Source organism: Sphingobacterium sp. UBA2610 (assembly GCF_002339225.1).
Taxonomy (GTDB): domain Bacteria; phylum Bacteroidota; class Bacteroidia; order Sphingobacteriales; family Sphingobacteriaceae; genus Sphingobacterium; species Sphingobacterium multivorum.
The window spans coordinates 118,511-132,646 of the sequence record NZ_DDKA01000019.1 but is presented as its reverse complement, the minus strand read 5'-3'; the positions used below and the strand labels follow the sequence as shown (position 1 = coordinate 132,646).

Sequence of the window (14,136 nt, the reverse complement as noted above, 5' to 3'; positions counted from 1 at the left end):
ATCGACCGTCTCCATTTCGTTATGGGGACGGTTTTTGTTTTGCGCTAATTTTCAATAGCTCCTTTTTTTATATATGGAAATTTGTATCTTAAATCATCATTAAGGTGAATGATTTGCGCATGAACGAAAAAGAGCTTTTACAACACTATAAAACAAGCGGTGACTTGTCTACGCTGGGGAAACTATATTCGCCCTATATGTCCTTGCTTTATGGTGTGTGCTTTAAATACTTACAAGACCCCGACCGTAGTCAGGATGCTGTGATGCAGATATTTGAAGAACTTATCACGAAGCTTCGGCAATATGAAGTCGATAATTTTAAGAGCTGGTTACACGTTTACAGCAAAAATTATTGCCTGATGCAGTTACGTAAAGATAAGCGGACAACACAGGTTGATATTGAAGACAATTTGTTCGAAAGTGAACAAAAGTTAAATGATACCAGTGAAGTCAAATGGGAAGAAAAAGACTTTGAGAAACTGGAGGGATGTATGCAGACTTTAAACCACGAACAACAAGAATGTGTACGTTTATTCTATCTCGAGCAAAAATGTTATAAAGATATTGCAGATTTGACCGGATATGACTTGAATAAGGTCAAGAGTGCTATTCAAAATGGAAAGCGCAATCTAAAAATCTGTATGGAAAGGAAAGAAAATGGAAAATAATTATCAATTATCACGGATTCATAATTACATCCATGGTTTGATGACTAAGGAGGACATGTTTCAACTGGAACGAGAAGCATTGGAAGATCCCTTTTTACAAGATGCTATCGATGGTTATCGATTACAAAATGGTGTGGATGCCCGACAATTGAGTCTATTGCAGCAACGTCTCAATCGTCGTGTAGAAGATACAGTTGCGACAAGACATGCCCAATATTTCACTTGGCAGCGTCTGGCGATAGGTGCTACCGCAGGGGTACTTTTTGTGACTTTATTGGCCTTGCTCTATTTTAAACATTTTAGCGGTAAAGCGGAGCGTACAACGGATGTAGAGTTGAGCGAGCCTGAAAATAAGGTGTCTGTTGAACCATTGTTGGATGGAGGTGATGCAACGCCGCGTGAAGGATGGAAAATTTTTGAACAGTACCTCAATCAGAAGTCCGTTACATCTGTAAGAGGAGGCGAAATTATTGTCAATTTTACAATCGACAAAAATGGAGTGCCTACTCATATCAGTGCTGAAGGACAACCAGATCAGTCGCTCGTTGATGAAGCGGTTCGACTTTTGCAGTTTGGGCCAAAATGGCAGGGAACAAAAGGGCGTCTGAAAATTGTGTTCCCCGTCAAAGAGGAACGGAACTCGGCACAAGTAATTGTAATTAAACCGCCGCATTGTTTTGGAATCGAAAAAAAATAATAGTGATAAAAAGCAGCGAGCCATTTCTTTCATAGGAAATGGCTCGCTGCTTTTTTATATAGTCTGAATTACTTAAAATGCATATCTCAGGCCTAATTGTACTTGATAAGGATTACCATTTAAATTGGATACTCCCACACCAGAACTCATATTATAAATATATTGTTGACTGGTTGCATCAAAGCTTTTGATGGCATATAGATTTTGCTTACCCAGATTGTGTCCTACACCCCAAGTTTTTTTCAATAGGTTGGCTACATTGAAAATGTCTATCGAAGCTTCAATGCCATGTTTCTTGTAAACTTTTAGATTTTTAGCCAAATGTAAGTCAAATACGCCGTAAAAACCGTTGATGCCGCCGTTTCTTTCGGCGATGCGGTCGAGGTTACCATTGATGTATTTTTTAATGCTCTGTTCTGCCTTTGGATCATCCAAAATGGCTTGAATGCCCGATTTGATGTAATCGGGTGTGTTTTTATTGCTGGGGTTGTAAACGAAGGCAAGATCGTTGGAATTTACAAAATCACCATTAACATTCCCGTTAACCGCTAGGGAATAGCGCGTTCCTGCAATTCCGCTAAAACGTAAACCCATAGATACACCCCATAGCGATGGCATAGTACCATAAAAAACAACTTTATGGCGGAATTGATTGTCCGAATACGTCATCGTACTCAAGTCGCGTGGATCATCTTTCACCATCAGCGAAAGGGTAGCGGAATTTGCGACGTTGCCGTTGTAGGAGGTATTGTCTTTTGTGTCGTTCCAGGTGTAAGATACGGTTATCTGCCCGTCTTTATAATAACGATAAGTTCCGTCCAGCACAACCGTATAAGAATTGTTTTTTCCTTCACTGTTCATTTCCAGTACGCGGCCTATTTGTTTTGTTTTACGGCTATTGGTCCAGTTGGCGGCACCATTTGTCGTATTGATGCTTGATGCCGGAACATACACCCCACGGTTACCTTCGGCGGTCAGCCTAAAGTAAGGATCCTCCACCATATTGCGATCTACATACATATAATTGTTGCGCCCCCAGGTTCCGTAAGCGCTTAAACCGATGCGTAGCGAAGGTGTGAAAAAGTGATTGATGGAAATATTCGCTTTATATACAGTTGGCACTTTTACATCCTTGCTATTGGTATTGATGGTAACAAGTTTTTCGATCTTCGGGTTGTCCAGCAGTTCGCGCCCTGGAGCTGTATCGGGGTCTTGGCGATATCCTGCAAAATTTGGTTTGGGAATTAAAGTAGGGTCAGTAATATCTACACCGGCAATGCGTGAGCCATCAAACAACATATTGTTTAACATAGAATAGGGGTTGAGGGCCGAACCGAATATACCAGCGCCAAAACGGATTATATTTTTCTTTTCTTCATTGATATCCCAGTTGAACTGCACGCGGGGTTGTATCTGAAAAGTGTTGATACCATTATCGGTTGAAAGGCCCAGTTCGTCATAGACTGTTTGGTTGAATGTAGCCTTCTTTAGGTATTTCGTATTGTCCAGACGTAGGCCGCCGACAACATCAAGACCCCTAGCGATTTTAGCTTCCATCTGTCCATAGAGACCTACAGCTAGATTGTTGACCAAGGTGTTTTCTTTGTCAGTCATATATACATCACGGGCATAGCGATAAGAAGTCAGGTTATCGAAATTTTGTAGACCAGTAAAATAGAAACGACCATTCATTTCGCTGCCGTAGCGGAAATCCATGTTCGTATACATGACATCTGCACCGAAGGTATATTTGATTTTATCTGTGTTATAATAGAGGTTGTTGACCAGTTGTAACATATTTCCGTTGAACCATTCTGGTGCATAACGCTGACCACCAAGCTGTATTGAATTGGTATATTTATTTGTGCCGTCCACCGATTGAACAGATTCAACGATCGCACGTGGAATACTGTGTGACTGATCAAATCCAGCTACATTGTGCTGTGCTTCAGAACGCTCATAAAAATGTTGCACCTTCAAATCGTTGGTCAATTTGGAACTGATCGACGTGCGCAAGGAGGCCATGAGGCTGTTGTTAATATACCTTCTGTTGGTGTAGGATTCAAAAGCATTGATGCCTGTATTGTCTCCCTCTTGTTGATTGTCCATGTCGTAGACAAAGTTGTTCCGAATAGTCAATAAGTTTTTATCGTTCAATTGCCAATCAATGCGGGCGAAGGCCGCGTCGGTCTTTTTCTTCTTGTCAAAGGAACCAAACAGGCGATCGGCACTTGCACCATATTTACCTACAGCAATGCGGGTAAACTCATCTAATGTAGCCTGGGTTACTTTGTAACGTGCAATGTCCTCCGTTGTTTGAATGTCTGCGATCTGAAGAGGACGGGTGTCCATCTGACGGTCCCAAGTTACAAAGAAGTGAGCTTTGTCTTTTATGATTGGACCTCCAAGTGAGAATCCATATTGATAGGTGGAGAATTTTTGTTTTCGGGCTGTTCCATTGAGGTTGTACTTACTCGAAAGCCAACCTGCCCGGGCAAAAGTAAATGCACTTCCAGTTAACGTATTTGTACCGGATTTGGTTACGGTGGTAATGCTGCCCCCTCCGCTGCGACCGAATGTGACATCGTAGTCATTGGTCACTACTTTGAACTCTCGAATGGCTTCCATGGAGATTGAATAAGCTCCGCCGCTATTTCCACCGGCCACTGTGCTGCGCGAATTCATTCCGTCTACCGTAAAATTGGTCGATGAAGCGCGCTGTCCAGCTAGATTTGTACCACTGCTGACAGGCGATAAATCAATCAGAGAGGAAAAATTACGTCCATTTACAGGCATTTTTTTGAGGTCATTGGCCGTAATGGCGGTAGATGCACCCAATGTCTTGATCTTGTTTTTTAGGTCAGCCGCAGTGCCTTGAACGATAACTTCATCCAATTTATTTTCAGCTGACGATAAGGTGAAATCCACATTGAGTTCGTCACCATAGCTCAATTTATAGTCGGTCTTTTTTTGTTCTGCATAGCCAACGTGGTTGATTGTGATGCTGTATGGCGAACCCAAAGGTAATTGCTGAAAGGTATAGACACCATTTTGGTTGGTCAGTGTCGTTTGTTTAAATCCTGTTGATTCATTCCTTACCGATACAGATGTTCCTTTTACAGGCCCATTGTTGTCTATGATCCGACCTGTAATCGTCGCTTCGGTACCCTGAGCCCAACTGTTGGTTGGAATTTGGAGAAATGTAATAATGGTTAATACCATTAACCAAACGATGTTTCTTTGCATAATAATTTCACTTTTTAGTTGATTAGCGTCTGTCACAAGTATGTTGCGAAATTATCTCTGCAAGATTGTTAAATGGTTAAGATCTCATTATGAAATATTTAATAAAAATGGGTTTTGATGGTCCGTCATGCATAATTAATTAACCTATAAACAGCGAGCGGCTCAGATACCTCTAAGCCGCTCGCTGTTTATTATAAAGTTGAGAAGATTTATTCTTCCCAACGAATTTTATCTGCAATTGGTGTGCGGATAGGTTCGCGCGCCTCAGATTGATGGTGTCCTAAGTAGAATAGACCAATACATTTTTGATTTTCTTCGAGATTTAAGAAACCACCCAAATGATTGATTAAACCGGGAGTCGCCCAGTATCCACCAATGTTTAGCGAGTGTGCAGCTAACCACATGTTTTCAACTGCTGCAGCTGTACAGGCCAATTCTTCCCATTCGGGAACTTCACCTGTATAATTGACAACAATAGCGATCGCAACGTTTGACTGTGTTGCTTTTTTGCCCATTGTTATTTCTGTTGCCTCAGTGTACTTCTCTGCTGGTGTTACCGATTTGTAAATACGTGATAACTCCGTGCCCAAACGTTCCAATCCCTCTTTGCGGAAGATGACAAAACGCCAAGGTTGTGTCCTTTTATGTGTTGGAGCAGCATTGGCCGCTTCCAAGATACTCAAGATATCTTCTTTACTGACTTCTTCTTCAGTAAAGGAAGCTTGAAATACTGATCTTCTGTAGTGTATTGCCTTTAATACGTCGTTTTTCATTATAATTTATTTTTCCTTTATGCTTTTTCTTCCCATAAAGATACAACATGCAAAATTGTTTTGACGGCTTTTTCCATATCTTGTACAGCTACCCACTCTTGTTTTCCATGGAAAGCATGCCCTCCGGCAAAAATATTTGGACAAGGCAGCCCCATAAACGAAAGACGGGAGCCATCTGTTCCACCACGGATACTTCTTCTTTCGGCTACCATTCCTGCTCGGTTGATGGCTTCCATCCCGATTTCCATAATTTCAGGATGCTGATCCAGCACTTCTTTCATATTACGGTATTGTTCTTTTACAACAAAAGTATAAGTACAGTTTGGATATTGCTCCACGATTGATTTTGCAATACCTTCCAGTTCATCTTCATGTTTCTTGAGATTGGCCGTAACGTGATCACGTACGATAAATTGAATTTCTGCTTTTTCCACAGATCCACTGATATGAACAGGATGTACGAAACCGTCTTTTTTGTTGGTGCTTTCAGGTGAAAGCCTATCTTTCGGTAGCGCCTCAATTATAGCACTGGCGATTTTGATGGCGCTTTGCATCTTCCCTTTAGCAAAACCTGGATGCACCGATACGCCATGAATAGTTAATGTAGCTCCATCTGCGGAAAATGTTTCATCTTCGATGGTTCCGGCTCTTTCACCATCCATGGTATAAGCGAAATCTGCTGCTAAACGTTTTAAATCTGCTTTATCAACACCTCTACCAATCTCTTCATCTGGCGTAAAAAGAATTTTGATGTCACCATGTTTGATTTCAGGGTGTTTCATTAATAAACGGGCAGCATCCATGATTTCGGCCACACCTGCTTTGTCATCTGCACCGAGTAAAGTAATGCCACTCGCTGTAATGATATCATGGCCAATTTGATTGGCTAGATCGGGATGTTCGGCATATTTGATGATAATACTATTGTCGTCAGGAAGCACAAGATCTTGGCCCTGATAGTTAGCATGAACCAGTGGTTTTACATCTTTTCCAGAAGAGTCCGGAGATGTATCCATATGAGAACAGAAACAGATAACGGGAACTTGCTTTGTGGTATTGGATGGAATAGTTGCGTAAATATATCCATTTTCATCCATTGCCGCGTCTGAAATACCCAATGCCAGCAACTCCGTTACAAGTAACTTTCCTAGGTTCTTTTGCTTTTCTGTAGAAGGACATGTTGGTGAATTTGCATCAGATTGTGTGTCAATCTGTACATAGCGTTGAAATCTTTCGGATACCGAAAAATCACTTATGTTGTTGATCTCAAATGTGCTCATTTTCTAATAGCCCTAATGTGATAAGGGTGGTCAAACTTAGATAAATTGCTTTTTATTTGCAATTTAATTTGGTTGCATTTACAAACAATTTACCCTTCATACATGCGTTTGACGCTATTGTAACAAATGGGCAATAACAGAAAGGGATCGGAGCGGATAGAATCCTAATTTTCCTAAAGAGAATGTACCGCTAAAGAAAATGTATCGCTAGATAGCATTGTGCTGGAGATCTTTTGAGCTGTTTGGTTTATCCATGGATAGGAAAAAAGAAATCATGATGGTCCTGCATCAATTAAAACCTTCATGACTTCGCAGACACCAACAGCAATGAAAGCAAACTGAAGGTTCTTCCTGGCCAATAAGACCAGACAATTTCAGATAAAAAAAGGACCTATAAAATTATTGACAGGTCCTTTTTTTACATGTAAATCGTGTTCTATTTCTTTTGATCAGCGTAACCAAATACCTTCTGCAGGATATTGGTATTTCTACTGCCATCTATGTTGTGTCTAATTTTTGACTCCTGGTCGGCAACTTTGATAAATAGACCATCTATTGCTTTCTGCGTAACATATGCCGTAAGATTTGTCTCCACTTTATTGCCTAAAGGAAGGTTGTTGTAAGCTGTTGTCAATTGGGTCCAGTACTGGTCCACATTGTTTGTACCCATAGCAGATTTGATAACAGGACTAAACTTGTTTGTTAATTCGGTCGATGTATTTGTTTTAAAAAACGTTGTCGCGGCGTCTTCTTTGCTGCCTAAAAGAATGTTGGTTGCATCTGTAATCGTCATCTTCGAAAGTGCATTGACAAATACTGGGGCAGCCTCTTTAACGGCTCCCTCCGCAGCTCTGTTCATGCTCTGTATAAACTGATCGCACAATTTCCCCATCCCAACAGCATGAAGCGTTTTTTCTACTTTCTGTGCTTCGGCAGGCATCAAAATCTTTACTGCTGCATCTCCCAAAAAACCATCCTTCTTGGCTAGAGATTCGATACTCAGATTTAAGCCGTTGCTTAAAGCCTGTTTGATTCCCAACGATGCATCCTTATTGGACAAAGATGCCAAGGTATTCGATTTTGATGCTATTGCGGTCGTATTTGTTGTTGTCGTTGTTTTGGTACTGTCGGTCTGGCCCTGATTTGCTTTTGCCAATGTCTCACTGATTTTCTTAAAAATCTGTGCTTCGCTTGCATTGGAATAAAGTAATCCGGAGACAAATAGTGTACAATATAATAGTGGAAATTTCATCATGTTTTTATTTTGCTGTCAAAATTAAACATATCGACTGTTAATTTATGTGAAAGTTAAAACCAATTGCCAGGAAACATAGCTATTGTCTGGAATCGTAGCAGATACGCTACAGCGTGCTGAGTCCCTATTCCTGATGCGGTGTAAATAAAAGCTGTCCCACAAAATAAAACAGCAGATCCTAAGCGAACCTGCTGTTTGTGTTATAGGGTTGTTGTTATTAACAAGACATTATTTCCAGGAGAGTGTCGTTGCTACTGGAAAGTGATCCGACGGAAATTTATTCATGTAGGTGTCGGTCAGGATACCATATTTTTTTACCTGGAAAGGTTTGGTGATAAAGATATGGTCTATGCGGCCTGTTGGTCTGATGCTTTTGCCCCATCCGTTGAAGGAAGAATTCGGTTCATATTTGAAAGGAGCCAATTCATGTACGTCGGTAACTACTTTGCTATTGGCAAGTGTAAAATAAGCCTCATCTTGTTCATCCACATTGAAGTCTCCGGTTAAAATGAGCGGTAGATCTTTGGCAAACTCTTTTGCTTTTGTCAGAATCAATTTTGCACTTTCGGTACGTGCAGTACGACCGATATGGTCAAAATGTGTATTCATAAAGATAAAGCGTTTTTTGTTGGCCTTGTCTTCAAAGATACCCCAGGTACAGATTCGCGGTAGTGCTGCATCCCAGCCTTTATTCGGGTGTTCGGTATCTGAGGCTGAAAGCCAGAAAGTTCCACTCTTTATCGCTTTAAAGCGATTTGTATTGTAATAAATCGCCGAGTGCTCGCCCTCTTGTGCACCATCGTCGCGACCTACACCCACGTAATCAAATCCAGGAAGGAGCTTTTTGAGATCTTGAACCTGATCAAAAAAACCTTCTTGGATACCAAAGATATCAAAACCATGGTATTTGATCAGATTGGTAAGCGGGACTTTCCGGTCGTTCCACATGTTATCGACATCGACGGTATTTCTTTGGCGTATATTATAACTGCCTGCAATAAATTCCTGCCCATACGATAGGAAAGATAAACACAGTGCTATAACGAGAAAAAGACTTTTTTTCATTTATTTGAATTATTTATGCTATTTATGAGTGATCTTCATGTGTTTAAATGAACTCGTTTCACTCGGTTATTTGTTCATCATTTATTCTTTATATAAAGGCAATCATGCTGCCTCGGGCGACACGAGTGTTTAGTTTCATCGCTATAAATGTCCTTTGTTCACTCGGTTTGTCCTTATTTCTTTAATATGCGGAGCAACAACTCAGGTTCATCAGTGGTAATAAAATCAATTTTCTGATCGATTAGATTTGTCATTTCTTCTTCTGTGTTTACGGTCCATGCATTCACTTTCATACCAAGTTGATGCGCATCTTTCAGCCATGTCGCATTCTTTTTAAAGACGGAAAAGTGATAATCCACCCCATTAATCCCAGCAGCTTTTACATCTGAAGGAGATTTATCTCCTGTAAGATATTGGATATTAGCCTTAGGAGCCAATTCGTGGATCTTTTGACAAGCTTCAAAGCTGAAGGAAATGTAATCCGTAATTTTCTCAGCTTTTAAGCTTTTGACCATTTCAACCGTTTTTGTGGTCGCTTCAAGCGTACGCTCGACCCCAAGTTTATTGATTTTCAACTCAAGGATAAGGCGTAAACCCTTTAATTTTTTTCCAACATTAATATATTCTTCCAACGTGGGAATGGATTCACCGTTAGGATGTTTCTTTTCTAAGAGCTCTTTGTAGGTTGCCGTTGCGATATCAATGCCATAGAAATCATTGTCATGGTTGACCACAAGAATATTGTCTTTGGTCAAATGTACATCAAACTCGGATCCGAAGAGCTTGAGTTCGTGGGCCGCTGTTAAGGAAGCAATGGAATTTTGCGGAAGATGGCTGTTTTTCCATACGCCACGATGTGCAATGGCTTTCGTTTGTGCGAATAATGCGGAGGATGAGATTACCATAGCCAGTGTCAGACAGCTAAAAATATGTTTTTTCATGCTATAATTATGTATGAGTGTTTGTTTTCAACGGCATAATGTGCACGTTTCACTCGGTGATTTATTCCTATTCTACGTATTTATAATACCGATTACGATACTAGCAGTAAAAATCGACCTTGGTGACAGGATCGTTTCTTACAAATTTGTTTAAAAGCTGATTTTACATGGAACAAAAAAAGTGGTACTTTTTATCTCGATGTACAAGATCTAAAGTACCACTTTTATATTTAGGAATTGTTAAGTGTAATTTATTTTTTACCATTCCATTCAGCCATAAACTCATCCAGAAAGTTGAGCATATAGTCATGACGATGTGCTGCTATTTTTTTTGCAGCCTCTGTATTCATCTTATTCTTTAACAATAATAGCTTTTCGTAGAAGTGATTGATTGTAGGAGCTTCCGAATGTTTGTACGCTTCCTTATCCTTATATTCTTGAACAGGAATGTTCGGATTATACATCTCACGGCCTTTATTACCACCAAAGCTAAACGCACGGGCAATGCCTATTGCACCGATAGCATCCAAACGATCTGCATCTTGCACGATTTCCATCTCTTTTGAATGAAATGACACTTCCCCCAAACTTGCTTTGAAAGACATATTGAAGATGATTTTCTTCACATGGTCAATGATTTCAGGTGAAATTTCTAGACTTGCCAAAAACTCTCCGGCAACACGAGGGCCTATTGTTTCATCACCATCATGGAATTTACTGTCAGCGATGTCATGTAACAGTGCCGCCAATTCGCAGACCATAACATCCGCTTCTTCATCTTCTAAAATTAACTTCGTATTGTTCCATACGCGTTGAATATGCGACCAATCGTGGCCTGCTTCTGCAAATTTCAATCGATCTTGCACAAATGCTACTGTGCGCTCAATAATGTTATTCATACAATACTTTTGTTTTTTCGCGAGTACCCTCGTATAATTCGTATTCTAATAATCTACAATCTAATTTACCATTATAAAATTCTATGCGTCGGGACGCACGTAGCCCGATTTTCTTTGCCAGATCTGGATTTCCGGTAAATATATAGCCTCTATAACCTTTGCACTCCTGTTTCATGAAATCCCCCATACGCTTATAGGTAATCTCTAACTTGCTGTGCGTGCCCAGACGTTCACCGTATTCAGGATTGAATAAAATGACACCACCTTCTTTAGGAACGTGTGTTTCGGCAAAATCGCATACTTCAAACGAAATTAATTGCTCCACACCAGCAGTTCTTGCATTCATCTTTGAGACGTTGATTGCCTCCTCTGAAATATCGCTTGCAATAATTTGTGGAGCCGCTTTTTTATTGATCTGATCTTTGAGTAGTCGGCGCTCCTGGAAGAAAACTGTTTCATCATAACCGATGAAATGCATAAATGAATAGTTCATGCGCAGCAACCCTGGTTTTCTGTTTGTTGCTATCAGTGCCGCCTCAATGGCTAAAGTTCCGGATCCACACATCGGATTTACAAAAGGTGAATTACCATCCCATTTGGAAGCAATAATTGTTGAGGCTGCAAGAGCTTCCAGCATTGGCGCTTTTCCAGGGATCTTACGGTAACCATGTTTTGCCAGTGTCTCGCCTGAGGTATCGAGAAAAATTTCAGCACGGTCATCTTTCCAGTACAAGTGGACAACCGCTTTATTATTGTCCGGACCTGAATTAGGGCGCAGACCTTTTTTTTCCTTTATACGGTCCACAATTGCATCCTTAACCTTTACGTTTGCAAATAAAGGCGTGCTGATTGTCTCATTATCAACATTAGAGCTGACAGAGAAATATCCGTCAAATTGAATAAGTTCTTCCCAGGCAATTTTACTCAATTCTTCATAGAGCTCCGTCGGATTATTGGCTGTAAACTCCTTTAACGAATACAAAATCTGAGAGGCTGTGCGTAGGTTCAGATTAAGCTTGATCGTATCGTTTATACTGACCTTTAATTCTACGCCTGTAGGGAATGCCCTGACAATGTCAAAACCTAACTCTTTAACTTCCTGTTGCAAATAAGGTGATAAGCGCTTATTGCACGTTATAATAACTTTATTGGGGGTGTTGAAAACTTCCATCATATTTTGTACAAAGTTAATTAAACTCTTCCTCAAAAATTGCTTAATTTTACGCTTTAATATTTATTTTTTTGATTATGGAAATTAGAGGAAAAGTACACGAGATAGGAGCGACACAACAAGTGACAGAATCATTCAAAAAACGCGATATGATTGTAGCTTATGCCGAAAACCCACAATTTGTTGAGTATATCCGTTTTGAGGCAACACAAGACAGAACGTCAATTTTTGATAACCTTGCAATTGGTGAAGAGGTAGAAGTATCTTTTAATCTTCGTGGTCGTCCTTGGACTAATAAAGATGGCGTAACAACTTATTTCAATTCATTAGTAGCATGGCGTGTTACAAAATTAGGTAATGCTGCTCCAGCTCCATCTTCTCCAGGTTACGCAGATATGCCTGCCCCTGTAGATTTGGCGGGTTCATCAGATGATGACGATCTACCATTTTAATCTGAATAGGATTGTATAGCCTATCGCCACGCGGTAGCAAATAGATTATTTAAACTGTTCGCAATACAGTTATTTACGATAGAAAGGCTTCCTCAAGAAGCCTTTTTTCTTTGGAATCCAGTAGGCGTGCCTGATTTTTCTTGGCGCTGAAATTGCTTGCTATATGGTATCGTACATCAAAAACAACAGATATGAAATTAACCGTATTGTTCTCTTGCTTAGCAATGATTTCGCTAAGTGCATGTAATCAAACCTCAAAAGATAGTCAGCATACAACCGCAGATTCCACTGCACATGAGACTGTGGCGGTGGATACTGCCCATACATCTCAGAATTCGTTGGATTGGGCCGGTACCTATGAAGCTACTATTCCCTGTGCTGATTGTGAAGGTATCAAAACAAATATCACCTTAAAAAATGATAATACCTTTGCCATCGTCAGTGAATATATTAATAAAAATACCAAGGTCGAAGATAGTGGTAAAGTCATGTGGCACGACAACGGATCCGTTGTTCATCTCACAGGGAAGGAAACAAATATGAAACTGAAGGTGGGTGAAAACAAGCTGATTGGGCTAGATCAGGAAGGCCATGCGATTGAAGGCCCCAATGCGCATCTTTATGTATACAATAAGGTCGAAGGCGAGAAATTGTAAAACGAAGCTCCGATAACGGAATTAGCCACTGATGTATTTACCGTATGGAACTTTTCGTAATAAATAGGTCAGTAGGGCGCTAGCCAACAACGTGAGCACCGTTGCTGCCGGGATTTTCCACAAAGTGGATAAAGGAAGCAAAGGATGAATATAATTGAGCAGCAAAATATGGCAAAGGTAAATGCCAAAGCTGTGGATGTCGATAAATTCCCAGAAGGCGTTGAGTTGTTCTGGGAGCTTAAGGCCTTGCACGAAGACGAATAAAAAGCCTGCACTCAATGCGATGTTGGGGGAAAGATAGTTGTAAAGTGTCGGATCAAATTCACCTCGGGAGCTACTTAGATAATATGTCCCCGATGCTGTAATTAAACAGCAGATCAGAAAAAATGTAAAACTTGACAATTTTACCATTGGGATAGGGTAATTACGTAAGTAATGGCCCAAGACCAAATAGCCTGCATAACCCGAGAAAAAGGTCAGGTCAAAATTAGGTAGGTAACTATTGAACCATTTATTCGTAAAAAATAACGCTGCAAACCACAATCCCAAAAAGATCTCAAGCTCTCTCTTACTGCAGTTGCCCACAATTTTGCGTATGAAAGGAACTGCAAGGTAGAGCCCAAGTATCATATATAGGTACCAAAGGTGCGCATTCGTTCCTGACTTTAAGCGAATTAACACAATGTTGATAACTTGTGGAAAACCGATATAGTCAAAATCGATATAACGGACAAAATAATAGAAAAGATAGACGATGCTCCAAAAAAGAAAAGGCGGGACAATTTTCAATAAACGTTTCCGATAAAATTGTCCCGTACTTTCGTCTTTCTGCAACAGGAGGGCACCTGAAATAACGACAAACAGGGGTACCGCAAAGCGCGAGAAGCTATTGAGCCAATTGGCATAACTCCAGTCGAATGATTCAAATTCATTGCTGTTTAAGTAGCCCGAAGAGGAATGAATCAAGATAACGAGGAATATCGCAACAATACGTAGTATACTGATATAACTTGTTCGCGCCATTTGATTATGC

13 protein-coding genes are annotated in these 14,136 nt (G+C 40.3%); 4 read left to right on the top strand and 9 right to left on the bottom strand.

The window, feature by feature from the left end; all coding sequences use genetic code 11:
- Positions 1–119 precede the first annotated feature (119 nt).
- Both B4Z47_RS13305 and B4Z47_RS13300 read left to right on the top strand, forming a co-directional pair.
- Positions 120–668 (top strand): RNA polymerase sigma factor, encoded by a 549-nt coding sequence (locus tag B4Z47_RS13305; protein ID WP_070570290.1) that lies wholly within the window; start codon positions 120–122, stop codon positions 666–668.
- Positions 658–1,365 carry a hypothetical protein gene (locus B4Z47_RS13300; protein WP_070570288.1) on the top strand — a complete coding sequence of 236 codons (708 nt, stop codon included), beginning with the start codon at positions 658–660 and terminating at the stop codon, positions 1,363–1,365. The genes B4Z47_RS13305 and B4Z47_RS13300 overlap by 11 nt, the downstream gene beginning before the upstream one ends.
- A gap of 72 nt (positions 1,366–1,437) precedes the next feature.
- Here B4Z47_RS13300 and B4Z47_RS13295 read toward each other — a convergent pair whose 3' ends face one another.
- The 8 genes from B4Z47_RS13295 to B4Z47_RS13260 form a co-directional block, all read right to left on the bottom strand.
- Positions 1,438–4,611 carry a TonB-dependent receptor gene (locus B4Z47_RS13295; protein ID WP_115046466.1) on the bottom strand — a complete coding sequence of 1,058 codons (3,174 nt, stop codon included), beginning with the start codon at positions 4,609–4,611 and terminating at the stop codon, positions 1,438–1,440.
- A 209-nt stretch (positions 4,612–4,820) separates the two neighbouring features.
- The gene (locus B4Z47_RS13290) at positions 4,821–5,384 is read right to left on the bottom strand and encodes a nitroreductase family protein (RefSeq protein ID WP_236560304.1); all 564 of its coding nucleotides are present in this window, start codon (positions 5,382–5,384) and stop codon (positions 4,821–4,823) included.
- Between the two features lie 17 nt (positions 5,385–5,401).
- On the bottom strand, positions 5,402–6,664 hold the full coding sequence (gene pepT, locus B4Z47_RS13285; RefSeq protein WP_070570281.1) for a peptidase T: 1,263 nt from the start codon (positions 6,662–6,664) through the stop codon (positions 5,402–5,404).
- 436 nt (positions 6,665–7,100) lie between these two features.
- The gene (locus B4Z47_RS13280; RefSeq protein ID WP_070570278.1) at positions 7,101–7,919 is read right to left on the bottom strand and encodes a DUF4197 domain-containing protein; all 819 of its coding nucleotides are present in this window, start codon (positions 7,917–7,919) and stop codon (positions 7,101–7,103) included.
- A gap of 228 nt (positions 7,920–8,147) precedes the next feature.
- On the bottom strand, positions 8,148–8,984 hold the full coding sequence (locus B4Z47_RS13275; RefSeq protein ID WP_070570276.1) for an endonuclease/exonuclease/phosphatase family protein: 837 nt from the start codon (positions 8,982–8,984) through the stop codon (positions 8,148–8,150).
- A gap of 173 nt (positions 8,985–9,157) precedes the next feature.
- Positions 9,158–9,925 (bottom strand): glycerophosphodiester phosphodiesterase, encoded by a 768-nt coding sequence (locus tag B4Z47_RS13270; protein ID WP_070570274.1) that lies wholly within the window; start codon positions 9,923–9,925, stop codon positions 9,158–9,160.
- A gap of 251 nt (positions 9,926–10,176) precedes the next feature.
- Positions 10,177–10,824 (bottom strand): HD domain-containing protein, encoded by a 648-nt coding sequence (locus B4Z47_RS13265; protein ID WP_046673674.1) that lies wholly within the window; start codon positions 10,822–10,824, stop codon positions 10,177–10,179.
- The gene (locus tag B4Z47_RS13260) at positions 10,817–11,995 is read right to left on the bottom strand and encodes a THUMP domain-containing class I SAM-dependent RNA methyltransferase (protein WP_046673747.1); all 1,179 of its coding nucleotides are present in this window, start codon (positions 11,993–11,995) and stop codon (positions 10,817–10,819) included. Before B4Z47_RS13260 ends, B4Z47_RS13265 begins: the two co-directional genes overlap by 8 nt.
- A 77-nt stretch (positions 11,996–12,072) precedes the next feature.
- Between B4Z47_RS13260 and B4Z47_RS13255 the strand changes: the two genes are divergently transcribed.
- Both B4Z47_RS13255 and B4Z47_RS13250 read left to right on the top strand, forming a co-directional pair.
- Positions 12,073–12,447, top strand: coding sequence for a DUF3127 domain-containing protein (locus B4Z47_RS13255; protein WP_070570272.1), 375 nt, complete (start codon positions 12,073–12,075; stop codon positions 12,445–12,447).
- 191 nt (positions 12,448–12,638) lie between these two features.
- A complete protein-coding gene (locus B4Z47_RS13250) occupies positions 12,639–13,103 on the top strand; it encodes a copper resistance protein NlpE (protein ID WP_115049384.1) in 465 nt (154 codons plus the stop codon).
- Positions 13,104–13,124: 21 nt separating this feature from the next.
- Here the strand turns inward: B4Z47_RS13250 and B4Z47_RS13245 are convergent, their stop codons facing one another.
- Positions 13,125–14,126, bottom strand: a complete 1,002-nt coding sequence (locus B4Z47_RS13245) for an acyltransferase (RefSeq protein ID WP_070570270.1) — start codon at positions 14,124–14,126, stop codon at positions 13,125–13,127.
- Between the last annotated feature and the right edge of the window lie 10 nt (positions 14,127–14,136).

Excerpts from the sequence above, each read along its gene's own strand:
- B4Z47_RS13280 (WP_070570278.1), bottom strand. The coding sequence starts at position 7,919 with ATGATGAAATTTCCACTATTATATTGTACACTATTTGTCTCCGGATTA.
- B4Z47_RS13255 (WP_070570272.1), top strand. The coding sequence starts at position 12,073 with ATGGAAATTAGAGGAAAAGTACACGAGATAGGAGCGACACAACAAGTG.
- B4Z47_RS13245 (WP_070570270.1), bottom strand. The coding sequence starts at position 14,126 with ATGGCGCGAACAAGTTATATCAGTATACTACGTATTGTTGCGATATTC.
- B4Z47_RS13295 (WP_115046466.1), bottom strand. The coding sequence starts at position 4,611 with ATGCAAAGAAACATCGTTTGGTTAATGGTATTAACCATTATTACATTT.
- B4Z47_RS13265 (WP_046673674.1), bottom strand. The coding sequence starts at position 10,824 with ATGAATAACATTATTGAGCGCACAGTAGCATTTGTGCAAGATCGATTG.
- B4Z47_RS13300 (WP_070570288.1), top strand. The coding sequence starts at position 658 with ATGGAAAATAATTATCAATTATCACGGATTCATAATTACATCCATGGT.
- B4Z47_RS13290 (WP_236560304.1), bottom strand. The coding sequence starts at position 5,384 with ATGAAAAACGACGTATTAAAGGCAATACACTACAGAAGATCAGTATTT.
- B4Z47_RS13260 (WP_046673747.1), bottom strand. The coding sequence starts at position 11,995 with ATGGAAGTTTTCAACACCCCCAATAAAGTTATTATAACGTGCAATAAG.
- B4Z47_RS13270 (WP_070570274.1), bottom strand. The coding sequence starts at position 9,925 with ATGAAAAAACATATTTTTAGCTGTCTGACACTGGCTATGGTAATCTCA.
- B4Z47_RS13275 (WP_070570276.1), bottom strand. The coding sequence starts at position 8,984 with ATGAAAAAAAGTCTTTTTCTCGTTATAGCACTGTGTTTATCTTTCCTA.
- pepT (WP_070570281.1), bottom strand. The coding sequence starts at position 6,664 with ATGAGCACATTTGAGATCAACAACATAAGTGATTTTTCGGTATCCGAA.
- B4Z47_RS13305 (WP_070570290.1), top strand. The coding sequence starts at position 120 with ATGAACGAAAAAGAGCTTTTACAACACTATAAAACAAGCGGTGACTTG.
- B4Z47_RS13250 (WP_115049384.1), top strand. The coding sequence starts at position 12,639 with ATGAAATTAACCGTATTGTTCTCTTGCTTAGCAATGATTTCGCTAAGT.